At 34.9% G+C, this 24,277-nt stretch carries 25 protein-coding genes; 13 read left to right on the top strand and 12 right to left on the bottom strand.

What is annotated here, in order from left to right:
* The first annotated feature begins 130 nt into the window (after nucleotides 1-130).
* The 3 genes from ACFO5O_RS05425 (at nucleotide 131) to ACFO5O_RS05415 (ending at nucleotide 2,894) form a co-directional block, all read left to right on the top strand.
* Complete coding sequence (locus ACFO5O_RS05425; RefSeq protein ID WP_387961670.1) at nucleotides 131-760, top strand: Pr6Pr family membrane protein; 630 nt, start codon at nucleotides 131-133, stop codon at nucleotides 758-760.
* A gap of 2 nt (nucleotides 761-762) precedes the next feature.
* Entirely contained in the window at nucleotides 763-1,194 is a 432-nt protein-coding gene (locus tag ACFO5O_RS05420; RefSeq protein ID WP_387961668.1) for an META domain-containing protein, read from the top strand.
* Nucleotides 1,195-1,505: 311 nt separating this feature from the next.
* Complete coding sequence (locus tag ACFO5O_RS05415) at nucleotides 1,506-2,894, top strand: vanadium-dependent haloperoxidase (RefSeq protein WP_387961666.1); 1,389 nt, start codon at nucleotides 1,506-1,508, stop codon at nucleotides 2,892-2,894.
* Between the two features lie 99 nt (nucleotides 2,895-2,993).
* Here the strand turns inward: ACFO5O_RS05415 and ACFO5O_RS05410 are convergent, their stop codons facing one another.
* Together ACFO5O_RS05410 and ACFO5O_RS05405 are read right to left on the bottom strand one after the other, a co-directional pair.
* Nucleotides 2,994-3,725, bottom strand: coding sequence for a LytR/AlgR family response regulator transcription factor (locus ACFO5O_RS05410; RefSeq protein ID WP_387961665.1), 732 nt, complete (start codon nucleotides 3,723-3,725; stop codon nucleotides 2,994-2,996).
* Entirely contained in the window at nucleotides 3,715-4,806 is a 1,092-nt protein-coding gene (locus ACFO5O_RS05405; protein WP_387961663.1) for a sensor histidine kinase, read from the bottom strand. The genes ACFO5O_RS05410 and ACFO5O_RS05405 overlap by 11 nt, the downstream gene beginning before the upstream one ends.
* A gap of 324 nt (nucleotides 4,807-5,130) precedes the next feature.
* On the opposite strand from ACFO5O_RS05405, the gene ACFO5O_RS05400 reads away from it, so the two are divergent.
* Nucleotides 5,131-5,301, top strand: coding sequence for a VOC family protein (locus ACFO5O_RS05400; RefSeq protein WP_387961661.1), 171 nt, complete (start codon nucleotides 5,131-5,133; stop codon nucleotides 5,299-5,301).
* Nucleotides 5,302-5,804: 503 nt separating this feature from the next.
* Here the strand turns inward: ACFO5O_RS05400 and ACFO5O_RS05395 are convergent.
* The 5 genes from ACFO5O_RS05395 to ACFO5O_RS05375 form a co-directional block, all read right to left on the bottom strand.
* The gene (locus ACFO5O_RS05395) at nucleotides 5,805-6,008 is read right to left on the bottom strand and encodes a hypothetical protein (RefSeq protein ID WP_387961659.1); all 204 of its coding nucleotides are present in this window, start codon (nucleotides 6,006-6,008) and stop codon (nucleotides 5,805-5,807) included.
* Nucleotides 6,009-6,429: 421 nt separating this feature from the next.
* Entirely contained in the window at nucleotides 6,430-8,337 is a 1,908-nt protein-coding gene (acs, locus tag ACFO5O_RS05390) for an acetate--CoA ligase (protein ID WP_387961657.1), read from the bottom strand.
* Nucleotides 8,338-8,433: 96 nt separating this feature from the next.
* Nucleotides 8,434-10,164, bottom strand: coding sequence for a sodium:solute symporter family protein (locus ACFO5O_RS05385; RefSeq protein ID WP_387961656.1), 1,731 nt, complete (start codon nucleotides 10,162-10,164; stop codon nucleotides 8,434-8,436).
* Nucleotides 10,154-10,411 carry a DUF4212 domain-containing protein gene (locus ACFO5O_RS05380; RefSeq protein WP_387961654.1) on the bottom strand — a complete coding sequence of 86 codons (258 nt, stop codon included), beginning with the start codon at nucleotides 10,409-10,411 and terminating at the stop codon, nucleotides 10,154-10,156. Before ACFO5O_RS05380 ends, ACFO5O_RS05385 begins: the two co-directional genes overlap by 11 nt.
* A gap of 1 nt (nucleotide 10,412) precedes the next feature.
* Nucleotides 10,413-11,786, bottom strand: a complete 1,374-nt coding sequence (locus ACFO5O_RS05375; RefSeq protein ID WP_387961652.1) for an alanine/glycine:cation symporter family protein — start codon at nucleotides 11,784-11,786, stop codon at nucleotides 10,413-10,415.
* A gap of 93 nt (nucleotides 11,787-11,879) precedes the next feature.
* On the opposite strand from ACFO5O_RS05375, the gene ACFO5O_RS05370 reads away from it, so the two are divergent.
* Both ACFO5O_RS05370 and ACFO5O_RS05365 read left to right on the top strand, forming a co-directional pair.
* The gene (locus tag ACFO5O_RS05370; protein WP_387961650.1) at nucleotides 11,880-12,983 is read left to right on the top strand and encodes a heparan-alpha-glucosaminide N-acetyltransferase domain-containing protein; all 1,104 of its coding nucleotides are present in this window, start codon (nucleotides 11,880-11,882) and stop codon (nucleotides 12,981-12,983) included.
* 57 nt (nucleotides 12,984-13,040) lie between these two features.
* Nucleotides 13,041-14,111 carry an acyltransferase family protein gene (locus ACFO5O_RS05365; RefSeq protein WP_387961648.1) on the top strand — a complete coding sequence of 357 codons (1,071 nt, stop codon included), beginning with the start codon at nucleotides 13,041-13,043 and terminating at the stop codon, nucleotides 14,109-14,111.
* A gap of 42 nt (nucleotides 14,112-14,153) precedes the next feature.
* Here ACFO5O_RS05365 and ACFO5O_RS05360 read toward each other — a convergent pair whose 3' ends face one another.
* The gene (locus tag ACFO5O_RS05360; protein WP_387961911.1) at nucleotides 14,154-15,116 is read right to left on the bottom strand and encodes a phosphoribosylaminoimidazolesuccinocarboxamide synthase; all 963 of its coding nucleotides are present in this window, start codon (nucleotides 15,114-15,116) and stop codon (nucleotides 14,154-14,156) included.
* Between the two features lie 56 nt (nucleotides 15,117-15,172).
* On the bottom strand, nucleotides 15,173-16,126 hold the full coding sequence (locus ACFO5O_RS05355; protein WP_387961646.1) for a PhoH family protein: 954 nt from the start codon (nucleotides 16,124-16,126) through the stop codon (nucleotides 15,173-15,175).
* Between the two features lie 210 nt (nucleotides 16,127-16,336).
* Here ACFO5O_RS05355 and ACFO5O_RS05350 point away from each other — a divergent pair, with 210 nt between their 5' ends.
* From ACFO5O_RS05350 to ACFO5O_RS05320, 7 genes are all read left to right on the top strand, one after another.
* Entirely contained in the window at nucleotides 16,337-17,173 is an 837-nt protein-coding gene (locus ACFO5O_RS05350; protein WP_387961644.1) for an SAM hydrolase/SAM-dependent halogenase family protein, read from the top strand.
* Nucleotides 17,174-17,210: 37 nt separating this feature from the next.
* On the top strand, nucleotides 17,211-17,507 hold the full coding sequence (locus ACFO5O_RS05345) for a putative quinol monooxygenase (RefSeq protein ID WP_387961643.1): 297 nt from the start codon (nucleotides 17,211-17,213) through the stop codon (nucleotides 17,505-17,507).
* A 56-nt stretch (nucleotides 17,508-17,563) separates the two neighbouring features.
* Complete coding sequence (gene gldF / locus ACFO5O_RS05340; RefSeq protein WP_387961641.1) at nucleotides 17,564-18,286, top strand: gliding motility-associated ABC transporter permease subunit GldF; 723 nt, start codon at nucleotides 17,564-17,566, stop codon at nucleotides 18,284-18,286.
* Nucleotide 18,287: 1 nt separating this feature from the next.
* Entirely contained in the window at nucleotides 18,288-18,782 is a 495-nt protein-coding gene (locus ACFO5O_RS05335; protein ID WP_387961639.1) for a hypothetical protein, read from the top strand.
* On the top strand, nucleotides 18,769-20,439 hold the full coding sequence (gldG, locus tag ACFO5O_RS05330; RefSeq protein WP_387961637.1) for a gliding motility-associated ABC transporter substrate-binding protein GldG: 1,671 nt from the start codon (nucleotides 18,769-18,771) through the stop codon (nucleotides 20,437-20,439). The genes ACFO5O_RS05335 and gldG overlap by 14 nt, the downstream gene beginning before the upstream one ends.
* 90 nt (nucleotides 20,440-20,529) lie before the next feature.
* Nucleotides 20,530-21,648 carry a DNA polymerase III subunit beta gene (dnaN, locus tag ACFO5O_RS05325; protein WP_387961635.1) on the top strand — a complete coding sequence of 373 codons (1,119 nt, stop codon included), beginning with the start codon at nucleotides 20,530-20,532 and terminating at the stop codon, nucleotides 21,646-21,648.
* A gap of 81 nt (nucleotides 21,649-21,729) precedes the next feature.
* Nucleotides 21,730-22,113: a nuclear transport factor 2 family protein gene (locus ACFO5O_RS05320; protein WP_387961633.1), complete on the top strand. Its 384-nt coding sequence runs from the start codon at nucleotides 21,730-21,732 to the stop codon at nucleotides 22,111-22,113.
* A gap of 56 nt (nucleotides 22,114-22,169) precedes the next feature.
* Here the strand turns inward: ACFO5O_RS05320 and ACFO5O_RS05315 are convergent, their stop codons facing one another.
* From ACFO5O_RS05315 to ACFO5O_RS05305, 3 genes are all read right to left on the bottom strand, one after another.
* A complete protein-coding gene (locus tag ACFO5O_RS05315) occupies nucleotides 22,170-22,508 on the bottom strand; it encodes a DUF4870 domain-containing protein (protein ID WP_387961631.1) in 339 nt (112 codons plus the stop codon).
* A 226-nt stretch (nucleotides 22,509-22,734) separates the two neighbouring features.
* Nucleotides 22,735-23,115, bottom strand: coding sequence for a response regulator (locus ACFO5O_RS05310; protein ID WP_387961630.1), 381 nt, complete (start codon nucleotides 23,113-23,115; stop codon nucleotides 22,735-22,737).
* Between the two features lie 147 nt (nucleotides 23,116-23,262).
* Nucleotides 23,263-24,270 (bottom strand): PAS domain S-box protein, encoded by a 1,008-nt coding sequence (locus ACFO5O_RS05305; protein WP_387961628.1) that lies wholly within the window; start codon nucleotides 24,268-24,270, stop codon nucleotides 23,263-23,265.
* Between the last annotated feature and the right edge of the window lie 7 nt (nucleotides 24,271-24,277).

Below are 24,277 nucleotides of genomic sequence, written 5' to 3'. Positions count from 1 at the left end.
CCCGCTTTCTCGGAACATGACTATGATAAAGTTTTTTAGAACAATACGAAAAGACCTTATGGAGAAAAATAAAACAGGTAAGATTTTAGCGCTGAAATTCTATTTACAAACCTTAATTTAAATGTAATATATGAGAAGAAAATTTGAAATTATAGGTCTTTGCATTGGCTGGTTTGCAATTGTAACACAGTTTATCTTAATGCTCCAAAACAGACAAACCGACATTCCCGAAATGCTGATTCGTTTCTTTAGCTTTTTTACCATTTTGACAAATATTTTAGTGGCTCTATATTTCACCACTGTTGTTTTCAAATTAAAACAAAAACCATTTAAATGGCTCTCATCGAAAGGGTCAATAACTGCTATCACTACATTTATATTGATTGTTGGATTGGTATATCAAGTAGCTTTGAGAGCTGTTTGGCAGCCCACAGGATTACAACAACTTGTGGATGAGTTGCTTCATACCATCATTCCTATTTATATGTTAATTTATTGGTTTTTTAAGGTCGAAGAAAACGATTTACAGTTTAAACCATTATTTAGATGGTTATTATATCCTCTACTATTTATTGTCATTATACTGGCAAGAGGTCATGCGTCTGGCTATTATCCTTATCCATTTTTAAATGTCACTGAAATTGGGTATAATCAAGCACTTTTAAATATTGGAATCATATTAGCAACATGTGTGATGATGCTTTTAGGTCTGCGATTAATCGGACAATTAATAATTAAAAAACAATCTAATAATCCATAGCAATGAGAAAAATAATCCTATTTCTAACAAGCATTTTAGCTTTTTCTCTTGTTTCTTGTATCAGCAAAAAACAGATCAATCAAGACAATCTATACAAAACCACTTGGGAACTTGAATACATTTTAGAACCCCAAACCCCATTTAACGATTTATATCCTAACAAAAAACCTGAAATTTCCTTTAACAATTCTACCAACAAAGTTGAAGGCAACAACAGCTGCAATGGTTATTCCGCAGACTATATATTAAAAGACAATCAACTTTCGTTTGGCGAGCCTGGACCAACCACCATGATGTATTGTGGGGATGGAGAAAAAGTATTCTTAGATATGATGAAGAAAATTAACCGCTTTGACTTTGATCAAAGTGGTAAATTAAATTTGATGGTAAATGAGGTGTTAATTATGCGATTTAAAAGCGTTGAACCTCATTAAAATGTATTTCTTAATTCAAATATTTTAAAGAAAAATCAGAAACAATTTATTAGGTATATACTTCTGATTATTCTTTAAACCATGATTAAATTCTTTAGTTAATTGAGTCTTCTAGTGTGATTCTGAATTTATGAGATGAAAATAAATAACTAAATTCTTACATTTTTACTCCAAAAAACTGAACAAGGTCGCTTGTTTCGGTTTATCTACCTATTTATGACATTCATCATCCAAAACCCAATGTTTGTCCACCCTTAAAATTCTCAAGCTGTTTAGCACTTAATTTTAGTGAAAATCAAAAATTTAAAGTCATGAAAACACTATTAAAATTAAGTTGGATCTGTGTACTGCTCATTGTGGTGACATCCTGTGCCAATGAAGAACTTGAAAATGCCAATCCGTTTGGAGCATCAGACAGTTATGCATTGAAAAGCTACAACAACGGTATGATCAAATCGTACAGTAATGAAACCGTCATTAAATGGAATGAACTCATCGGCACTTATATTGACGAAAAAATGCCCCAACCATTAGAAGCAAAGCTATATGCTATGATTACTTTAACCATGCATGATGCATTAAATAATGTGGTGCCTAAATATGAAACCTACGCATTGGACAATACATTTGTAAATGCAAGTGATATGTCTAAAAAGAATATCCATGCCGTAGCAGATGCAGCTGTTTCTCAAGCTGCGCGTGATATTTTTGTGGCCCTATTTCCAGCTGGAACATCTGGAGCCAATGGATTGTTAAATTCTATTTTAACGCAAATTGGCGATTCAGAGTCAAAGTCTAAAGGCATTGAAATTGGTAAAGCAGCCGCCATCGCAATGTTGCAAAAAAGACAAGGTGACTTTCCATTAGTATTCACTTCGTTTACTGGAACTGGAGTTGAACCGGGTGATTTTCGAGCCAATTTTATGCCTTGGATGATGCCAAACCCTCCCATATGGCCAGCAAATGCAGTGTATGCTCCTAATCTTGGCGATCTTACCCCATTTGGTATTAATTCTGGAAACCAGTTTAGAAATGAAGGTACTTATCCCATCAATTCCGAAGAATACACCAGAGATTATAATGAAGTTAAGGCTTTAGGATGTACTAATTGCCCTAGTAGAACTCCAGAACAAACAGAGATTGGAACCTTTTGGATTGAGAATACGGCAAGCATGTTTAACCGAATAGCAAGAACATTGATACTGCAAGATAACCTTAATGGATGGGAAGCTGCCAGATTAATTGGATTACTTGGCATATCACAAATGGATGGTTTTATTGCATCATTTGAAGGAAAAAAACACTTTAACTTTTGGCGACCAATAACTGCGGTTAGGGCTGGAGATAACGATGGCAATCCTGAAACCATAGGTGATGCGTCTTGGACCCCAACACACACCACGCCTCCAACTCCTGAATATCCATCAACACATTCCTATTGTGGAGGCGCAGGTTCCGAAGTGCTTAAACTCTATTTTGGTACAGACACTAAACCGTTTACAGCTACTAGTCCATACTACTTACCGGGCGTTGAACGTCATGTCAGTAGTTTTTCACAGGTTGCTCGTGAAAATGCTGAATCCAGAATCTATATTGGTTATCATTTTAGACATGCCATTACTGTTGGTGAACGACAAGGCAAACAGCTTGGAAAATATGTTTTTGAGAATAATTTGCGAGACCTTAAAAAAATGCAATAAACTATTTTTAATAATCCCCACAATTAGTCTTGAAAATACAAGAGATTGTGGGGATTGTTATATTCAAGTTCTTCGTAAAAATATAGATGAATTAGAATACTATGGTCGTTCTTCGACACCTTCAGGAAGATTCTGGTTTTCTGGAGTTAGCTGTTTAAATACTTCGAAATAGCTTCTACCTATGGGCAATTCTATTTTTCCAATTTCAACATCTGTTTTAGTAAATGCCGAAATTTTTTGGAAAGACACAATGTAGGATCTATGAATACGTAAAAATTGATGCTTTGGCAAAACACGCTCTACACTATTCAGCGTTTGTTTTATACGCAAAGAAGATTCATTAGAGCGATGGATAACGACATAATCCTTAAAACTTTCAATATATAAAACATCATCTAAAAACACTTTCACCATTTTTCTATCAGCTCTAAAATAAACAAAGCCTGGGCTTTGAATATAAGTTTCGGCCTCACTTTGCGGGATATTGCAAAATTTATTGACGGCCTTCAAAAAACGTTCAAATGAAATAGGCTTTAATAAATAATCGATAGCATCTAAATCAAAAGCTTCTATGGCATAATCCTTATGAGCGGTTGTAAATATCACCTTGGGTGGATGCTGTAGTGTTTTTAGTAACTGCGTCCCCATTAATTTGGGCATATTGATATCCAAAAACATGAGATCAACCTTTTCTTTATTCATTAGGTTAATGGCTTCAAATGCATTTTTACAAACCCCAACAATTTCAAGTTGAGGCAACGATTCTATGTAATTTTCTAGAACCTTAATCGCGGGTGGCTCATCATCCACAATGATACATCTACACGGCATAGGCTTTCTTTTCGGTGTTTAAAACTAAAATATCTTTGTACTGGTCTTCAAGTTCTTCGAGTGTTAAATCAAGCGTAACCACAAAAACCTCATCAAGCCTTACAAGGTGAAGACTATGTTGGTCTTTGTACAATAATTGAAGCCTTCTCTTAACATTTTGCAAGCCTAGCCCTCCTAGTTTATCTAAATTATCATCTGCATTTGGGTCAATACTATTGACCAACTTAAAACGCATCATTTTATTTTCCATGGCTAAATCAAAACTGATCCAACACTGATCAATTTGCCTACTTGTTCCATGTTTAAAAGCATTTTCCAAAAAAGGTAATATCAAAAGTGGTGCAATCTGATACTTCTCAATAGCCCCAGAAATGGTAAGTGAAATCTCCAATCGATCACCATATCGCAATTGTTCCAAAGAAATATAGTATTGTAAAAGTTCTAACTCCGTACTCAATGGAATTCGCGCACTATTGCTTTCATAAATCATAAAACGCAATAATCCTGAAAGTTTCATAACAATTTCAGGGGATTTTGGAGAAGCGTCTAAAGTATGTGAATATAGATTATTAAGTGTGTTGAATAAAAAATGTGGATGCAATTGCGCTTTCAGAAGTTTTAATTCAGCAACTGTTTTTTGCTGCTCTGCTTCAATCGTTAACTGTCTTTGGAAATACCAATGTTTTAACAGTTTAATAGATGCAGCAATAGCACCCACATGAATAAATGGTAAGATATTTCGTCCTACAGTTATATTGGCCCCTCCCAACGCAGGATTGTTATTAACTGATAGCTGGGTAATGATCATATAAATACCGCAAATCGAGACCACGATAGTAAATCCAACAAAGAAAGCCAAAAACCTTCGTTTAAGCAGGTATTTGGGTACAAGGAAATACAATAAAGTATAGACCGTGAGAATATGACCTGGCAAAAAGAATACCGCATTTAAAAAAGACTGCTTTGGATTTACATCAAGCCCAAAACCCCAAGCAAAATAGGTAAGTACTAAAACCCAGAATAACAAGTGCAGGCCAATCTTACTAAAGATTCTAACCCAATTTTTGTTTTTGAATAACATAAAACATCAATGAAGACATAAACATTTTATTAATTTAAAATAAGCTATTTGACTCTAAAGACCTTATCCCAATTCACCTCCTAAACACCTAGTTATCAACTCATACAAGGCATATTAAAGATATAAATTAAATTTGAATGTTTTGAAAATATTTTTTTGCATTAAATAATATATAAGAATCTTAATATGTGCTTCTTATCGTCACAATAGTCACCTGTATTTGTTATGAGTTTTAATTTATTATCTTTCAATGATATTAGGTTGCGGAATTCACAATCATCGAAGGTCAGTTTAATTATAATAGCTACAAAACGCAAAAACCTCATGTTAACCACAATTCATCCAAAATTACCTATGCGTAACAAAGCGGTCACTAAAGACTATTACGTCAATACTTTAGGCTTTACTATTGTTGGTAGCACTAACTATGACGATTATTTGATGTTGGAAAAAGATCAGGCTCAAATCCATTTTTTCAAATTTCAAAAAGGTTAACCCTAAAACCAATTATGGTCAAGTTTATATAAGAACAAATGCCATAGACACCTTTTATCTATCATTATTAGATAAAAACGTGAAAATTCATCCTAATGCGCCACTAGAATTAAAACCATGGGGGCAAAAAGAATTTTCATTACTAGATCCAGATAATAACCTACTTACCTTTGGACAATCCATTTTATAATCTCTTTTTTCAGGTAATTTTCAATGGATATTTAATTCTATTTAAGTACCTAAAAAGAGTGTTTATTTAAGAAAAAAAAGCTGTACTAAGTACAGCTTTTTTTCATTTCTATTAAAAATTCAATCCATTTAAAAATTTTATTAAATTATATTATTTAGTATCTCTTGCTCAAATTAATCTAAATCAAATTATAGCATCTAGGTATAAATATTCTGGAATATACAGGTTTAGAAAACAATATTACAAATATGACCTTTATATAAGAAAACACAGTAAAACAATTACTCTAGTAAATTTAAAAATCATAGAAGTCCTACAATTGAGTCGCATACCATAAATCTCCATTTGGCAACCTAACCACGTTGTTGTTTTTTATGAATTGTACGCCCTCCTCAATAGCCAATATTTCCATCACCTTTTGCTTGGTGCACGCATAAATAAACCGTTCTGATCCCTCAATAGGCTCACCTGTTGATTTTGCTTTCCATGCGTTAAATTTTTTTACCCTATTTTTCATACTTTGATTGATTTAATTAGTACATACGTTTTTCTGCACCTAAACTTTAAAAGACTAGGTAATGTGCTATTATTAAAATGCATATTAAGGGGGGGCATGAAAATTCTTATCGCTAATCTGTGATTTTAACTCCTTAAAACCCAAACAACAACTTATAAGTTTAAACTTTCATATTACTTATCTAAGATATTAATTAATAATGATTTACCTACAAAATAAATGTTAAAAAATGTTAAGTGGAAAGTTATTTTAATCAATTCTAAATAAAATCATAACCAGACAGAAAACCCTATTTAAATTTTGAATATTAAAAATACCATTGCTTCACAATTTTGAATTGTGGTTTAAAATATAAAGAGATTATTATCCACTCATTTAAATATGTATTAGATTATGAAAAAAAAATTGTCAGAGTTCCATTCTATAACGCTTCATTAATAATTTCCTGTACCACATCAGGATTAAGTAATGTACTAGTATCACCCAAGTCGTTAGTTTCTTTACAAGCAATCTTTCGAAGAATACGGCGCATGATTTTCCCGCTACGCGTTTTTGGCAGACCTTGGGTAAATTGTATTTTATCTAATTTAGCAATGGGTCCTATTTGTTCGGTAATAATTTGGTTGATTTCTTTACGTAAATTATCGCGATCTCTAGTCGCTCCAAAATCTTTTAAAATTACATAGCCGTAAAGTGCATTTCCCTTTATGTCATGCGGATATCCAACTATTGCCGATTCTGCAACGGCGGGATGTTCATTTATAGCATCTTCAATAGGTGCCGTACCCAAGTTGTGTCCAGACACAATAATCACATCGTCTACACGTCCTGTAATACGATAATAACCAACTTCATCGCGCAATGCACCATCGCCGGTAAAATACATGTTCTTAAAAGTAGAAAAATAGGTGTCTTTATAACGTTTGTGATTCCCCCAAATGGTTCGCGCAATACTCGGCCAAGGAAACTTAATACATAAGCGGCCTTCTACCTGATTGCCTTTTAACTCCTCACCTGTTTCATCCATTAAAACAGGTTGAATTCCCGGAAAAGGCAATGTTGCATAGGTGGGCTTTGTTGGCGTTACATAGGGTATAGGTGTAATCATAATACCGCCTGTTTCGGTTTGCCACCACGAATCGATAATTGGACTTTTACCTTTACCAACATTATCATTATACCAATGCCAGGCTTCTTCATTGATAGGCTCCCCAACCGAGCCCAATACTTTTAAAGAGGATAGATCATATTGCTCTAAGACTTCAGTGCCTTGTTTAGCTAATGCCCTAATAGCTGTTGGTGCAGTATAAAACTGATTAACTTTATGTTTTTCTATAATATTCCAAAACCGTCCAAAATCTGGATAATGGGGAACACCTTCAAAAAGTAGTGTTGTAGCTCCATTAGCCAAAGGTCCATAAACAATATAGCTATGCCCAGTAATCCAACCAATATCTGCCGTGCACCAATACACATCAGGTTCACGATATTGAAATGCATTTTTAAAAGTGTAGGCAGTATAAACCATATAACCAGCAATAGTGTGTACCATGCCTTTTGGCATACCAGTTGATCCGGATGTATATAAAATGAATAAGGGGTCCTCAGCTCCCATGGACTCTGCTTCACAAAACGTTGATGCCTCATTTAATAAGGGCTGCAACCACAAGTCTCTACCTTTTTTCATTTGGATATCAGATCCAGTACGTTTAGTCACCAATACGGTTTGTACACCAGGGCAGCTTTCTAAAGCTTCATCTACGATACCTTTTAAATCGATGGTTTTATCACCACGATAGGAGCCGTCACTGGTCAAAACTAATTTGCAGTCACTATCGTTGATTCGAGTAGAAAGTGCGGTAGAAGAAAACCCTGCAAAAACAACCGAATGTATGGCCCCAATACGTGCACAGGCTAAAAGTGAAATTGCCAATTCAGGAATCATAGGTAAATAAATACACACCCTATCCCCTTTTTGAATGCCTTGAGCTTTGAGAATATTCGCCATTTGATTAACGCGCTCGTACAATTGTCTATAACTAATAGCTTCAGCAGGTTCCTCAGGATTATTGGGTTCAAACAAAATAGCAGTTTTATCACCACGCGTTGTTAAATGTCGATCTAAACAATTTTCTGTAATATTTAGTTGAGCGCCTTCAAACCATTTGACTTCAGGTTTTGTAAAATCCCAAGTTAAAACCTTGTCCCACTTTTTTCGCCATAAAAAATGTTCTTCAGCTATTTCTTCCCAAAAATTTTCTGGTTCACGAACCGATTTACGATAGACTTGAAAATACTCCTCAAGATGTTTGATATGGTAATTACTCATGTGTGTTTTTTAAACATCTAATTTAAAAATTAATGCTTGGTTCCAAAAGCATTTAATAGCAATTGTTGGGTTTTAACTTTTTCTTCTAAAAACGCTTTAATGATTTGAAGCTTCACCAGCTCCACTAGGAATACGAATATGCTCAACCATATCTTGAACTGTTTGAGGCGGAGCTTTAGTAAAGTTCATGACAGTGATAGAGACTATAAAATTCAGAAGCATTGCTATAGTCCCAAACCCTTCAGGGGATATGCCAAACCACCATTCGTTTTTATCTGGTAATACATCGTCAAACCATCCTAATTTATATTTCATCATATACAGTAACATGGCTGTAATCCCTACAATCATACCTGCAATGGCGCCTTCCTTATTCATACGTTTATAAAACACACCCAATATAATCGCAGGAAAAAAAGAAGCTGCAGCCAAACCAAAAGCTAGAGCAACCACAGCTGCCACAAAACCAGGTGGATGAATTCCAAAATAGCCTGCAATGCAAACGGCAGCTATCGCAGAAAGACGGGCAGCGACCAATTCACCTTTTTCCGAAATGCCTGGCTTTATAATTTTTTTGATGAGATCATGAGACACTGATGACGAAATCACTAGTAATAATCCTGCGGCCGTTGATAGTGCTGCCGCTAGTCCACCAGCTGCCACAAGGGCTATTACCCAATTAGGTAATTTTGCTATTTCTGGATTTGCTAAAACCATAATATCATTATCAACAACAAGTTCATTTTGCTCCGGATCTGCAACATACTGTATAATGCCATCTTCATTTTTATCAGAAAAAATTATAAGTCCTGTACCTTCCCATGTTTTAAACCATTGAGGTACGGAGGCATAAGGTTGATTCGAAACAGTCTCAATCATATTCGTTCTAGCAAATACGGCTACTGCTGGTGCCGTGGAATATAAGAGTACAATAAGCAGTAAGGCTATTCCTGCCGATTTACGTGCGTCCCTTACCCGCTTCACAGTAAAAAATCGGACGATGACGTGCGGTAACCCAGCAGTTCCCACCATAAGCGCCAAAGTAATGGCAAAAACATCTATTAGCGATTTTGAACCTTCAGTATATTCAGCAAAACCTAATTCAGTACTCAACCCGTCTAATTTATCTAAAACATAGGATCCAGAACCATCAGACAATTCGCTTCCAAAACCTAGTTGTGGAATGGGATTTCCCGTCATTTGAATGGATATAAATATGGCGGGAACCATAAAGGCAAAAATCAACACGCAATATTGCGCTACCTGTGTATAGGTTATTCCTTTCATACCTCCTAATACCGCATAAAACAATACAATAAGCATCCCAATAATAACGCCAGTATTAATATCGACTTCTAAGAATCTTGAAAATACAATGCCTACGCCACGCATCTGCCCTGCCACATAGGTAAACGACACCAACAAAGCACAAAATACTGCAACAATACGTGCCGTTTTTGAATAATAACGATCTCCAATAAAATCAGGCACAGTAAACTTTCCAAATTTGCGCAGATAAGGTGCTAATAGTAGGGCCAAAAGTACATAACCTCCCGTCCATCCCATCAAATATACCGCACCGTCGTAGCCAGCAAACGAAATAATACCCGCCATGGAAATAAATGAAGCCGCACTCATCCAATCGGCAGCAGTGGCCATACCATTAGCCAACGGCGATACCCCGCCTCCTGCAACGTAAAACTCATTAGTAGAACTAGCACGTGACCAAATAGCGATACCAATGTACAATGCGAATGTAAGTCCAACGATAATATAAGTCCAATTTTGAACCCCTATCCCGTCAAGAATTAATAGGCTATTCATCATAACCATATTTTTTATCTAAACGATTCATTAAACGTACATATACAAAAATGAGAATGACAAACACATACATTGACCCCTGTTGTGCGAACCAAAATCCAAGCTTGAAACCTCCAATCTTAATGGTGTTTAAAGCATCTTTAAATAAAATACCAGCACCATAGGACACCAGAAACCAAACACTTAATAGTATGAGGACATATTTAATATTAATTTTCCAATAGGCAGTTGCTTTGTCTTGTTTGGTCATACTAAGATTGTTTAAGACGTTGTTGATATGCTTTAATTTCCTTGACAACACGAGGCGCCATAATAATAGTTGACACCATAGTTGGAATTGCCATAAGGGCAAACACACCATCTATAAAATTAATCATCATACTAAACGGTGTTGTGGCTGCTAATATGATACTCAAAATATAAAAATAATTATAGTAGTGCTTATGTTTGGCTCCGATAAGAAACGAAAGACATTTTGTTCCGTAATAAGAATAAGAAAATAAAGAAGATATACTAAAGATAAATACACAAATCATCAAGAGGTACTGACCAAATCCAGGCATAGCATCGGCAAAAGCCGAAGCAGTTAATGTAACCCCATTATCTGAAGTATTTTGCCAAACACCTGTTACCAAAATAGCCAATGCCGTTAGTGTACAAACAACCAAAGTATCGATTGCTGGACCAAGCATTGCTACTAACCCTTCGCGAACAGGTTCATCTGTTTTGGCGGCACCATGTGCCATAGGCGCAGTACCAATACCAGCCTCATTTGAAAAAGCACCTCGTCTGATTCCCAATAACACCAAAGCACCCAATACCCCTCCAAAAAAAGGATCGCCATGGTAATTGTTAGCTGCAAAGGCATCACTAAAAATGAGCATAAAATATTTAGGAACAACATCGATATGTAACACTAAAATAACTAGAACCAATACAAAATAAAGAATGACCATTGAAGGTACAAGTTTTGAAGCGATCGTACTAATACGTTTTAATCCACCAAGAATAACGATCGTAGTTAATGTTACAAGAACAACAGCTATGATTAAATTGGTATTGAAATTAACCTCGACTCCATTAGGAATGAGTATAATGTCATTAATAGCTTGTTTAAGCTGATTAACATTTACAACCGGCAAGGCGCCTAACATTCCGAATAGACTAAATCCAACAGCCAAAGGTTTCCATCGTTTTCCTAATCCTTCACGGATGAAATACATAGGCCCGCCTTGAAGCTCTCCATTGGAATCTTTTCCTCTATACATTATTGCCAACGTACAAGTAAAAAATTTCGTAGACATGCCAACAATGGCACTAACCCACATCCAAAACATGGCTCCTGGCCCACCAATAGCAATGGCTAAAGCAACACCTGCAATATTCCCCATACCTATTGTGGAAGACAAAGCCGTGGTTAAAGCCTTAAAGTGGCTGATTTCTCCTGGATCATCTGGATCATCATACTTACCGCGTAGGACGTTTAGGGCATGACCAAAAAATCGAAACGGTAAAAATTTTGAGAGTACTAATAAATATAATCCGCCACCAATAAGTAGGATTAATAAGGGTAAACCCCAGGCCAGATCAGAAAAGTTTTTGAAAAAAAGTTCTAGTGTTTCCATATATGAGGTACTAATATATCACTTTAACATTATTAAAATGAAATACAGCATTAAAATTTTAAAGCTATATTTGAGCACGCGAAACCAATTGGATTGAAGTCAAATCGTTTATACTTTATCGATGCCGTTAGGGCTTTTGCCATCTTAATGATGCTTCAGGGTCATTTTATTGACACCATGTTAAAGCCTATTTACAAAAGTCATGATTATATGGCGTATAGTATTTGGTCTTATTTTAGAGGAATTACTGCACCAACGTTTTTTACCATTTCCGGATTAGTATTTCTTTATTTATTGCTCAAAGCCCATGAAAAAGGAACTGATAAACAACGTATCCGTAAAGGTTTAATCCGGGGAGCTATGCTTATTGGTATAGGCTATTTACTTCGTGTAAATTTAGTAAATTGGTTTAATGGCTATTTTAATCCTTACGTTTTAGTCGTTGATGTGCTACAATGCATAGGTCTTTCATTAATTTTGCTAATAGGATTTTATCTCCTCACCAATAAGCGAAGTGGTGTATTAGCGATAGTCCTTTTTATTACGGGCTTTATGTGTTTCGTTACCGAGCCACTGTACCGTAAACTAACCCTTGAACAGGTCCCAAGAATAATTGCCAACTATATGAGTAAATCAAATGGGTCTGTATTTACCATTTTACCTTGGTTTGGCTACATGGCTTATGGCGGATTTATTGCTACACTTTTTTTTAGATACTTTAAGAAAACTCGCTTTAGGGAACTGATTATTGTAGGCTTTTTTGTTATTGGATATTTACTCATTTATTACTCCTCTTTTGCCTTACATAAAGCCTATGTTTGGTTTGACATAGAACTCTTTAACCGCAGTGCTAACTACAATTATTTGTTTACAAGATTAGGTAATGTGCTTATTTTATTTGCTGTATTTTATACATTTGAAAATTACCTTAGACAATCCCTAATTACAAAAATTGGAGAAAAAACCCTGTCCATCTATGTGGTGCATTTTATTGTGATTTATGGCAGTTTTACGGGTATTGGGCTGAATAGCTTTTTCTCTAAAGCCCTTGAACCTTGGGAAGCCATTTTTGGCGCACTCTTCTTTATGATAAGTGTTTGTATTATAGTGTTTTATAGCGGAAGAACTAATGCTTTTATTTATACGCACTTAAGTCGTCTCTTGCATCTGGTAAAGCGATCACCAACCGACACTTAAACGATATTACTGATGATTGAAAGTTACCTTAGTTTACTACCTTACTATCTATAACCATTGACCAACAAACCCCAACATAGAACCGAATTTATAGGTTATTTACATAGCTTTAGAGGCTTTGCTATAATCATGATTGTGATGATTCATGCCGTTGGTGCAGCATTTTATGGTGCTTATGACACTTATGATGAAAGCCATCCTATCATCATCATCAATGAAGTGCTTTTTCATGATAGCACCTTGTATTTTGCTTTGATTTCAGGACTCTTGTATACAAAAATATTGGCATCTCGAGGTTTACTTAATTTTTATAGAAGTAAGCTAAAATTCATCCTATTACCCTATCTTTTTTTTACATTGGTATTTACCGCATTTAAAATTGAGTCTGATGAAGGCCTTTGGATTTTAAGCTATTTTTATGAAGTCTTCATAAATCTCATTTATGGCAAAGCTAGTTTTGTGCTTTGGTATATTCCAGTATTGTTCTTTTTATATGCAGTTACACCTGTTTTAGACTATTTATTAAAAACCAATACCATTACAAGATTCATATTCCTGTTGGTTATACTACTTCCATTGGTGGTCTCACGAATTCAAATGGCGCAGGACTATATTCTAGAATTTGAAACCATGTTATATTTCACAGGAGCTTATGCTCTAGGGATGTTCATAGGGACATATCTGGATGAAACGATGCATTGGGTAAAACAAAATCGCTTGTTACTTTGGACCTGTACGCTTATGACTTCGGCCTTACTTTTTTATATATACATGGCTCAAATTGATTTGCTAGGCTTTATTTCATTGAAGGAATCCTTATTTTACATTCAAAAATTAGGTTTAGCAGTTTTGGTGATTTTTGGTTTTAAACAATTAAACGAAAAACACCCTAAATGGCTCAATGGCATAGCCAACGATTCATTCTCCATCTATTTTATGCATGGATTTTTGGTCTATGCGCTTCTACCTTTATTAAGACCGCTTTTGAAATGGGACGAAACAAAACCCTTAATGGTAATGCTTGGGTCCTTTGTTTTGCTGATCGGCGCCATTGTGATTAGTTGGATGGTTGTAAAGTTGTTTCAGCATGTATTTGGAAAGTATTCACGAATGATCGTTGGTGGCTAAACTTTTTTAATCCAACGACTTTACTTTAAATGAAAACTTCATTTAATAATGCGCCTTCAAAAATCGAAGTACATTGCGTTCAATCCTGGTATGGATTGCACTCACATCAGCTTTGACAAACGGCTCTCCCATAATGTTTTCGTAGAGTTCAATATAGCGTTCGCTTACGGTTTCAATATAGGTATCGCTCATCTCTGGAACGGTTTGCCCTTCCAAACCTTGAAAATTATTGCTAATTAACCATTGTCGTACAAATTCTTTAGATAATTGTTTTTGGGCTTCACCCTTATCTTGACGTTCCTGATACCCGTCTGCATAGAAATAGCGTGAGGAGTCAGGAGTGTGTATCTCATCAATTAAAACAATCTTTCCGTCCTTGGTTTTGCCAAATTCATATTTAGTATCGACTAGAATCAATCCTCTAGATTTGGCAATTTCTGTTCCTCTTTGAAATAGTTTTCGTGTATAATCTTCTAGAATTTCATAATCCGCTTCAGAAACAATTCCTCGTTTTAAAATGTCATCACGAGATATGTCTTCATCATGTGCTCCCATTTCGGCTTTAGTTGCCGGTGTTATAATGGGTTGAGGAAACTTATCATTCTCCTTCATTCCTTCTGGCATAACTACACCACATAACATACGCTTACCAACTTTGTATTCGCGTGCAGCATGACCTGACAAGAAGCCTCTGATAACCATTTCCACTTTAAATGGCTCACATAAATGCCCAATGGCTACATTAGGATCTGGAGTCGCCAATAACCAATTTGGCACTAAATCTTCGGTTTGAGCCATAAATTTAGTGGCAATTTGATTAAGGATTTGTCCTTTATAAGGAATGCCTTTTGGCATAACCACATCAAATGCCGACAAACGATCGGTAGCAATCATGACCAACAGGTCATCATTAATAGTGTAAACCTCCCTTACTTTTCCTTTATAAACACTTTTTTGGCCTGGAAAATTAAAATTAGTATCTATAATGGTATTTTTAGTCTTTATCACGAATTCTCTACTTTTAGATTTGCGGCTAACCGCTTTTGCAGGCTTTGAACGCCTTACTCTCTATTCTCTATACTTTTATAAGCTTCAATTACTTTTTTAACCAACTTATGTCGAATCACATCCTTATCATCTAAAAAGACCATTCCAACCCCTTCAACATTCTTCAAAATCAACAAGGCTTCTTTTAGTCCTGATATGGTACGTCGTGGTAAATCAATTTGTCCCGGATCACCGGTAAGTAAAAACTTGGCGTTCTTCCCCATACGGGTCAGGAACATTTTCATTTGGTTATGAGTGGTATTTTGGCCTTCATCCAAAATAACAAAAGCATGATCTAAAGTACGACCCCGCATAAAGGCTAAAGGTGCGATTTGAATGGTTCCATTTTCTATTAGCATGGCTAATTTTTCAGCAGGAATCATATCCCGCAATGCGTCATACAACGGTTGCATGTAGGGATCTAGTTTTTCTTTTAAATCACCAGGCAGAAATCCTAAATTCTCGCCAGCTTCAACGGCTGGGCGGGTTAATATGATTCGTTTAACTTCCTTATTTTTCAATGCTCTTACAGCCAAGGCAACACCTGTATACGTTTTACCTGTTCCGGCTGGGCCAATGGCAAACACCATATCGTTTTGACGAATACTTTCAACTAAACGACGCTGATTAACAGTTTGAGCTTTGATTAATTTACCCCCTACACCATGAACAATCACTTCTCCACTTTGGTCGGAGGTTGTATAATCGGCGCTACTAGCACTAGTAAGTACACGTTCAATAGCATTTTCATCTATCTTGTTGTATTTGCCGAAATGCCCCATGAGCATGGTCATTCTTCTATCGAATTCCTCGAGTTGATCTTCATCGCCATAGGCCTTTATTTTAGTACCTCTAGCCACTATTTTTAATTTCGGGAAATGTGTTTTTAGAAGTTCAATGTTGACGTTTTGTGCTCCAAAAAACTCTTTTGGTGCGATTTCTTCTAATTCAATAATAAGTTCATTCAAAAGCTGTAAGGATTTAATACATTAATCTGTTTTGTTTTATTAGTTTTGTGTTGATTTAAAACGAAACATTTTTCAACTTGATATTACAAATCTAATTGAAAAAGTTTATTCGAACCCATCAAGTTCGCGATTTAATTTCAATAGTTTTTAACAGATGAAATCTACATAAATTTAATAAACCATAGATAAAAAATTATCAACAATTAGTTCATGGCCATAATTACTTTAACTACTGATTTTGGGGAGAAAGATCATTTTGTTGGCGCAACAAAAGGTGCTATTTACACTGAACTCCCTGAAGTAAAAATTGTTGATATCTCACATTCGGTTTCCCCATTCAATGTGCCAGAGGCAGCATATATTATCCAAAATGCATATAGAAGTTTTCCAAAAGGGACCATTCATCTTATTGGCATTGATTCTGAACTCAACCCCGAAAACAAACATATTGCAGTCAAACTAGACGATCACTACTTTGTTTGTGCCAACAATGGGATTATGAGCATGATTTGTTCTGAAATTACGCCCGAAAAGATTGTTGAAATTAACATTCATGATAAAATTGCTACCAGTTTTCCGGTTCTTGATGTTTTTGTAAAAGTGGCTTGCCATATTGCCAGAGGTGGTACTCTTGAAGTTATAGGTAAGGTTATTGACACCATTAAACCAATTAAGAACCTTATCCCATTTGTTAATGACGAACAGACACAAATTATTGGTAGTGTAATTTATATCGATAATTACGGCAACGTCATCACTAATATTAAACGCAAATTTTTTGAATCTATACAAAAAACTAGAGGTTTTGAAATTTCAGCTCGTAATTATAAGTTTAAGGAAATCTTTAATAAATACAGTGAAGCCATTAACTTTGATATCCCAGAAGAAAAACGTTACGACGACGGAAAACGCATGGTCGTATTTAATTCATCCGATTATTTAGAAATCGCCATCTATAAAAGTGATAATGCCAACGTAGGTAGTGCTTCTACCCTATTAGGCCTTAAAATGAGAGACACAGTAACTGTGAATTTTGATAAAATATAGCGTTTCTGCGTTCTAATGAATAAAATAAAAAATCTTTATGTTTGTACGTCTAGTAAAAATGAGTTTTGAACCTTCTAAAATTGAAGAATTCCTTTCAAATTTTGAAACGTATAAATTACAGATCAGGGCTTTTAAAGGCTGCGAGTTTTTGGAATTATATCGAGATAAGACGGATAGTAATGTGTTTTTCACTTATAGTTTTTGGAACAGCGAAAGCGATTTGGAAAATTACAGACAATCTGAACTCTTTAAAAGCGTTTGGTCAAAGACAAAACCCATGTTTAATGCCCCTCCAGAAGCATGGAGTGTCGATAAACTAGTGAGTTTACAATAAATTTTTGCAGTTATCAGCCTTCTTAAAGTGAAGGATAACATTAATTTTAAATAGAAATGTTTTCAATTCTTAAAAAAGAAATCAATAGTTTTTTCGCCACTACAATAGGCTATTTAGTCATTGCTGTATTTTTAGTTCTCAATGGCCTATTTCTGTGGGTTTTTAAAGGCGATTTTAATATTCTTGATAATGGCTTTGCCGATCTTTCTGCTTTTTTCATGTTCGCACCATGGATTTTTGTGTTTTTAATTCCAGCGGTGACTATGCGCAGTTTTTCGGACGAAACCAAGCAAGGCACTTTAGAATTATTAGTAACCAAACCCATTAATCATTTACAAATTGTCCTAGGAAAATATTTTGGAGCTCTAATTTTGGTGCTGATGGCCTTGCTCCCATCTTTACTTTATGTGTTTACAATTTATAAATTAGGTAACCCTGAAGGAAATTTGGATACAGGTAGTATTTTGGGATCTTACCTTGGTTTAATGTTTTTAGCAGCGACTTATACAGCTATAGGTGTATTTGCGTCTATTTTAACCGATAATCAGATTGTGGCATTTATTGGCGCTGTGTTGCTATGTTTTCTCATCTATTTTGGATTTGAAGGGCTATCAAATTATAATATTTTTGGAAGTGCAATACCTATTGAAAAATTAGGAATGGAATGGCATTATAAAAGTATGAGTCGCGGTGTTATAGATACTCGGGATATACTCTATTTTTTAAGTGTGACCACTGTGTTTGTGATTTTAACCCAATTAAAGCTAAAAAAACAGTAATATGATTATTACACCTGCACTTGTTATTTTTAATATAGGCATTTTTGTGCTATTGTTCTTGTTTATAAAAACAATTGACAAACGCAAATGGTTAAGTATTTTAGTGACTCTTGTACTGACTCCTATAGTGTATTTCTATATTTTCTATCCATTAATAAATGTCTTTAGTAGTTACCACCACCAAAAATATTTTGATGCCGAAGTATGGCGAGAAAAGCCTGCTTTGCGCTATGAGATGACTAAAAACATACTGTCGTCTGATACTTTAATTGGCTTAACCAAATCTGAAATACAACACTACTTGGGTAACTACGAGTGGTTAAGTTGGAATGAGGAAAGAAAAGACCATGATCCAGACTATTGGAATTATAGTTTAGGAATGCTTCCAGGAGCCTTTAATACTAAAAAGGAATGTATGACCATCATTTTTAAAAACAATGAAGTAGCAGTCATCGAAACCTTTAATGAAGAAATTAAATTTGATGATGAAAATTAGATCAAAGCGTATTCGATTTTTGGTGCTTATAGTAGCATTAGTCATTATTAATGTCATTGGAAACAAGGTCTATAAACGTTTTGACCTTACGCAAGATCATCGTTATACATTGTCTCAAGCCGCTTTGCACACCATAGACAGCGTTGATTCACCATTAATTGTAGATGTGTTTTTGGAAGGTGATTTTCCTTCAGAATTTAGACGACTTAAAACTGAAACCCAACAGTTGTTAGAGGAATTTTCGCTTTATAACCCTAATATCATTATCAATTATATCGATCCTTTGGCCGATGAAACTAATCGAGATCGCAATATTCAACAATTATCCCAACGTGGTTTGCAACCATTTCAGATCACAGTAAAAGAAAGCGGAAAGTCAACACAAGAATTGGTGTTTCCTTGGGCATTGGCAAGCTACAATGAGCAAACAGTTACCATTCCACTTCTTAAAAATAAAATTGGAGCTACTGAACAAGAATTAATCACTAATTCTATACAACATTTGGAATATGCCTTTGCCGAAGGGTTTAAAAAATTAGTAAGCTCTAAAGATAAGACCATCGCCATTTTAAAAGGCAACGGACAATTAAACGACCTCTATATTGCCGATTTTTTAAAAACCATAAGAGAGCACTATAATATTGCGCCGTTTACCTTGGATAGTGTCGCCAAGCACCCGCAACGTGTACTGGATCAACTTAAAAAATATGATTTAATAATTTCGGCAAAACCAAGTATTGCCTTTACAGAAGAAGAAAAATTGGTGTTGGATCAATTTACCATGAATGGTGGTAAAAGTCTATGGCTTACCGAAGCGGTGGTTATGGATAAGGACAGTTTAATGAATGATTCTGGACGCGCAGTCGCTATTATGCGAGATTTAAATTTAAACGACTTTTTCTTTAAATACGGTTTGCGTATTAACCCTGTTATTGTTGCCGACATGTATTCGGCACCTATTACTTTAGCCATTGGTGAAGGAAGTAATGCCCAGTTTCAACCTATTCAATGGCCCTATTCACCATTAGCAGCGAGCAATCCTAACCATCCTATTTCTAATAATCTCAATCTTATAAAATTCGATTTTAGCAGTCAGATAGACACCTTAAAAAATGAGGTAGAAAAAACAGTATTGTTACGCAGTTCACAGCTGTCAAAACTAGAAGGTGTACCTAAAGATATTAGTCTGGATATTGTAACACAAGATCCAAATCCGGAACTCTTCAATAAAGGTCCCCAAACTTTAGCGGTATTATTAGAAGGTGAATTTACATCGGTATATAACAATCGTATAAAACCTTTTCAAGTTTCAGAAGAAAAAAACACCAGTGTGCCCACCAAAATGATTGTTATCGCTGATGGTGATATCATCAAAAATGATGTGGTAAGAGGTCAACCTCAAGAACTAGGCTTCGACCGTTGGACAGGACAGCGTTTTGGCAACAAGGAGTTTCTGGAAAATGCCGTAAATTACCTTTTAAATGATGACGGACTTATAAACATTAGAACCAAAGAAGTGGCAATTGCATTTTTGGACACCCAAAAAGTAAGTGCCCAAAAAGGGCGTTGGCAACTCATAAATATCGCATTACCACTCGTATTATTAGCACTATTTGGTTTTGTGTTCAATTACATAAGAAAGCGTAAATACACTTAAAAGTTGTTAATAAGTTTGTTTTATAAACCAATAGGTTTAAGATATATTTGTAAGACGATTAAAGACCATTAAGATTATAAAAAAACATACATGAAGTTTATAGTATCAAGTACGTATCTACTAAAACAATTACAGATTTTGGGTGGTGTGATTAACAGTTCAAACACCTTACCAATTTTAGATAATTTCCTTTTTGAATTAAACGATTCTAAACTTACAGTCTCGGCAAGCGATTTAGAAACCACGATGTCTTCAGTCATTGACGTTGAAAGTGATAGCAATGGAAGCATTGCCTTACCTGCACGCTTATTATTGGATACTCTAAAAACCTTTCCAGAACAACCTTTAACTTTTGTGGTTGAAGATAACAATACAGTAGAAATCAGCTCCAATCATGGTAAATATGCCTTGGCTTATGCTGATGGTAACGAGTTTCCAAAAGCAGTTGCTTTAGAGGATCCAAGTACTACAAAAATTACAGGTGATATTTTGGCCACAGCAATTAGCAAAACCATATTTGCAGCCGGAAACGACGATTTGCGTCCTGTAATGAGTGGCGTGTTTTTTCAGTTTTCTACAGAAAGCCTAACCTTTGTAGCCACAGACGCCCATAAACTTGTTAAATACACGCGAGAAGATGTAACGGCCAATCAGGTTGCCGAGTTTATTATGCCTAAAAAGCCATTAAATCTTTTAAAAGGTATTTTGGCAGCAAGTGATGATGAAGTTACCATTGAGTACAACGATTCTAATGCAAAGTTCACTTTTGACAATTCAGAATTAGTGTGCCGATTGATTGATGGAAAATACCCTAATTACGAAGCGGTAATCCCAAAGGAGAATCCTAATAAACTAACCATTGACCGTACTCAATTTTTAAATTCGGTGCGTCGTGTAAGTATATTTTCAAATAAAACCACACATCAAATTAGACTAAAAATTGCAGGAGCCGAATTAAATATTTCTGCTGAAGATATTGATTACAGCAATAAGGCCGAAGAGCGTCTAACTTGTGATTATCAAGGAGATGATATGCAAATTGGCTTTAACTCTCGTTTTTTAACAGAAATGTTGAATAACCTTAATGCCGACGAGGTGAAACTTGAAATGAGTTTGCCTAACAGAGCAGGTATTTTAACCCCTAGCGACGGACTCGACGAAGGTGAGCACGTAACCATGTTGGTAATGCCGGTCATGTTGAATAATTAAACCATTCTTAATAATGTTATAACAAGGCCAATAGCAAAAAACTATTGGCCTTGTTATTTAAAATAAAAGCGTAGAGAAATTATGAATACAAACTTACAAAACATAGGAAAGGCCTATTTAAGCTATTTAGAACGAAACGAAACTGATAAAATCGTTGCTCTTTTTTCAGATGATGGCATCGTCAATTCTCCAATTTATGGTATCATGCCTGCAAAGGAATTCTTTAAAACCTTAAGCGCAGACACTTCAAATTCAAAACTTAAGTTATTAGGCATTTTTGTAGAACCAAACGCCGCACGTATTGTTTTGTATTTTAATTATGAATGGACTTTAGCTAATCAAAATAAGGTGAAATTTGATGTAGTTGATGTCATGACCTTTGACGCTGATGATAAAATTGTGTCGCTTCATATTATTTACGATACAGTAAAAAGTAAGCCCGCTGTTGATCAACTTAAACCGTAGCCATAAAAAAACGCCCACTATTAGGTGGACGTTTTTAATTACCTCTTTAAAAATAACTAACTAATAAACTTAAGAGATAATGGGTATCTTGGTGATTCGCCATTGCTGGCTTTTATTGCATTAATGATAGGAAATACAAACGAAATTATTCCGATAAGTATGAGACCTAAAATCCCTAATCCTAATATTAATATCGCTGGAATACAAAGGATGGCATAAATAATAATACTCAACTGAAAGTTGATAATGCTTTTTCCTTGTTCATCCATGGTGTAAACTTTTTCTTTTTGGGTCACCCATAAGATAAGTGGAACGATTAGTCCACCAAATCCAGTGATAAAGGTCAACAACTGACTTAAATGGGTAATGACTAGTAATTGATTGTCGGTTCTCATGATGCTAATGGTTTTGATTGATATTTATAGGACGAAACTTGTTTGAAAACGTTACATAAATACTTTAAAATTTAATAAGTATCTCTATAAGTCTTAACTTACTTAAGACTATCCTAATCAACTAAATCGACGTATGAAGTCTATACTAGACCACAACTTATAGAAGTAGCATAAAGCTCTAAAAGCTGCACAAATAAAAAATATGATAAATTAAAACTAAAAGTGTTTAAATAATACTTTTTAAAGATTTTAACTTTTTAAGAGTAAATGGCTTTGTTATAATATCCCTAACAGCTGTATTTACTTTAGCTCTAAAATGATCATTTTGATCTACAGAGGAAGTAATTAAAAAAATCGACATGTTATAATCAAAATTTTCTTTTTCAAGTTGCTCTAAAAACTCCCAGCCATTCATTTTGGGCATATTAATATCTAAAAAAATGACGAAGCGAACATCACTATGATGCTCCTGTTTTAAATAGACTAATGCGTCAAACCCATTAGTAAAAACCTGCGATTCATCTGAAAATTCAGCAATTTTAAGCAAGCGTTGGGTGAGCTTTCGAATGATAGGGTCATCGTCTATAACAAGTATCTTATCCGTCATTAGTTCCTATTGTTATTAAATTATAATCAATTCCTACGAAAGTAACCCCTCAATTCTTGCGTATCAATATTATTAGCCGTAAAATTAAATGATTTTTAATTGATTAAAAAACGCTTCTTAAAAGTAATTATGAAGCTGATTTAATATTTATTTTAGCAAAGAGGTAGATTTATCAGAAATCTCACGGATTATGGCATCTAGTTCTTTAGCAGACTCTAATATATCATCCAAGAACTCTTCTTTTTCTACCATATCTAAATTATCATGATGCATGAGGTCTATTATACTCATTATTCGGGCTAATGGCGCCCTAACAATATGTGACTGCATCCAAGCTATTTCTTTTAAAAGCGTATTCTGATCCTCAACGGCTTTTATATAATTAAGTTTTTCTGTAATATCTGTTGCTAGAATTAGCTCCGCCTTTTTATCTTCAAAATCAATAACACTGCCACAAATTTCCACGTAGATGATTTCGCCATTCTTTTTTAAATGTCTATGTGTATTTTCAAAATAATTTGGTCCTTCTCTTTTAATTTTTTCCACTGCTTTTACTATTACACTATAGTCTTCTTTCGGGCGAATGTCGAGTAAAGTCATTTCTAAAAACTCCTCATTTGTATAACCATAATGTCGTGTAGCGGCTTCATTTACATTTAAAAAGGCTAGCGTATCTAAATCATAAACCCACATAGGAATTGGACTCAAATGAAATAGATCCATGTAACGTTGGTTGAGCGCATTTAAAGAATGAAATATTTTGAAGCGTTCTATACTATAAATAATACTTTTATAAAGAACTGTACTCGTAATATTATCTTTAATCAAATAATCAGAAAACCCCAGAGTTAATGACTTTATGGCAAGGTCAATATCACTAAATCCTGTAAGAACTATGATAGGTAATTGTTGACAGAATAATTGAGTTTTTTCAAAAAGCGTTGCCTTATCAATATCTGGTAATGATAAATCCAATAACACCACATCAAAATATTGTTCGGGATTTTCTAAAAAAGAATATCCTTTATTAAAGTTATTAGCATGTGTAAGTTCTGCATTAATAACTATGTCATGAATATATTCAGAGGTCAACAAGTAGTCACCTGGATTATCTTCTACTATTAAAATTTTGTATGGATGGCTATCTTTAAGCATGTATTAC

It is taken from the genome of Geojedonia litorea, assembly GCF_042654525.1.
Taxonomy (GTDB): domain Bacteria; phylum Bacteroidota; class Bacteroidia; order Flavobacteriales; family Flavobacteriaceae; genus Geojedonia; species Geojedonia litorea.
The sequence above is the reverse complement of the archived record's forward strand: the minus strand, read 5'-3'. Positions and strand labels throughout refer to the sequence as shown.

Coding starts and splice junctions, on each gene's coding strand:
- ACFO5O_RS05425 (WP_387961670.1), top strand. CDS start 131: ATGAGAAGAAAATTTGAAATTATAGGTCTTTGCATTGGCTGGTTTGCA.
- ACFO5O_RS05420 (WP_387961668.1), top strand. CDS start 763: ATGAGAAAAATAATCCTATTTCTAACAAGCATTTTAGCTTTTTCTCTT.
- ACFO5O_RS05415 (WP_387961666.1), top strand. CDS start 1,506: ATGAAAACACTATTAAAATTAAGTTGGATCTGTGTACTGCTCATTGTG.
- ACFO5O_RS05410 (WP_387961665.1), bottom strand. CDS start 3,725: ATGCCGTGTAGATGTATCATTGTGGATGATGAGCCACCCGCGATTAAG.
- ACFO5O_RS05405 (WP_387961663.1), bottom strand. CDS start 4,806: ATGTTATTCAAAAACAAAAATTGGGTTAGAATCTTTAGTAAGATTGGC.
- ACFO5O_RS05400 (WP_387961661.1), top strand. CDS start 5,131: ATGTTAACCACAATTCATCCAAAATTACCTATGCGTAACAAAGCGGTC.
- ACFO5O_RS05395 (WP_387961659.1), bottom strand. CDS start 6,008: ATGAAAAATAGGGTAAAAAAATTTAACGCATGGAAAGCAAAATCAACA.
- acs (WP_387961657.1), bottom strand. CDS start 8,337: ATGAGTAATTACCATATCAAACATCTTGAGGAGTATTTTCAAGTCTAT.
- ACFO5O_RS05385 (WP_387961656.1), bottom strand. CDS start 10,164: ATGATGAATAGCCTATTAATTCTTGACGGGATAGGGGTTCAAAATTGG.
- ACFO5O_RS05380 (WP_387961654.1), bottom strand. CDS start 10,411: ATGACCAAACAAGACAAAGCAACTGCCTATTGGAAAATTAATATTAAA.
- ACFO5O_RS05375 (WP_387961652.1), bottom strand. CDS start 11,786: ATGGAAACACTAGAACTTTTTTTCAAAAACTTTTCTGATCTGGCCTGG.
- ACFO5O_RS05350 (WP_387961644.1), top strand. CDS start 16,337: ATGGCCATAATTACTTTAACTACTGATTTTGGGGAGAAAGATCATTTT.
- ACFO5O_RS05345 (WP_387961643.1), top strand. CDS start 17,211: ATGTTTGTACGTCTAGTAAAAATGAGTTTTGAACCTTCTAAAATTGAA.
- gldF (WP_387961641.1), top strand. CDS start 17,564: ATGTTTTCAATTCTTAAAAAAGAAATCAATAGTTTTTTCGCCACTACA.
- ACFO5O_RS05335 (WP_387961639.1), top strand. CDS start 18,288: ATGATTATTACACCTGCACTTGTTATTTTTAATATAGGCATTTTTGTG.
- gldG (WP_387961637.1), top strand. CDS start 18,769: ATGATGAAAATTAGATCAAAGCGTATTCGATTTTTGGTGCTTATAGTA.
- dnaN (WP_387961635.1), top strand. CDS start 20,530: ATGAAGTTTATAGTATCAAGTACGTATCTACTAAAACAATTACAGATT.
- ACFO5O_RS05320 (WP_387961633.1), top strand. CDS start 21,730: ATGAATACAAACTTACAAAACATAGGAAAGGCCTATTTAAGCTATTTA.
- ACFO5O_RS05315 (WP_387961631.1), bottom strand. CDS start 22,508: ATGAGAACCGACAATCAATTACTAGTCATTACCCATTTAAGTCAGTTG.
- ACFO5O_RS05310 (WP_387961630.1), bottom strand. CDS start 23,115: ATGACGGATAAGATACTTGTTATAGACGATGACCCTATCATTCGAAAG.
- ACFO5O_RS05305 (WP_387961628.1), bottom strand. CDS start 24,270: ATGCTTAAAGATAGCCATCCATACAAAATTTTAATAGTAGAAGATAAT.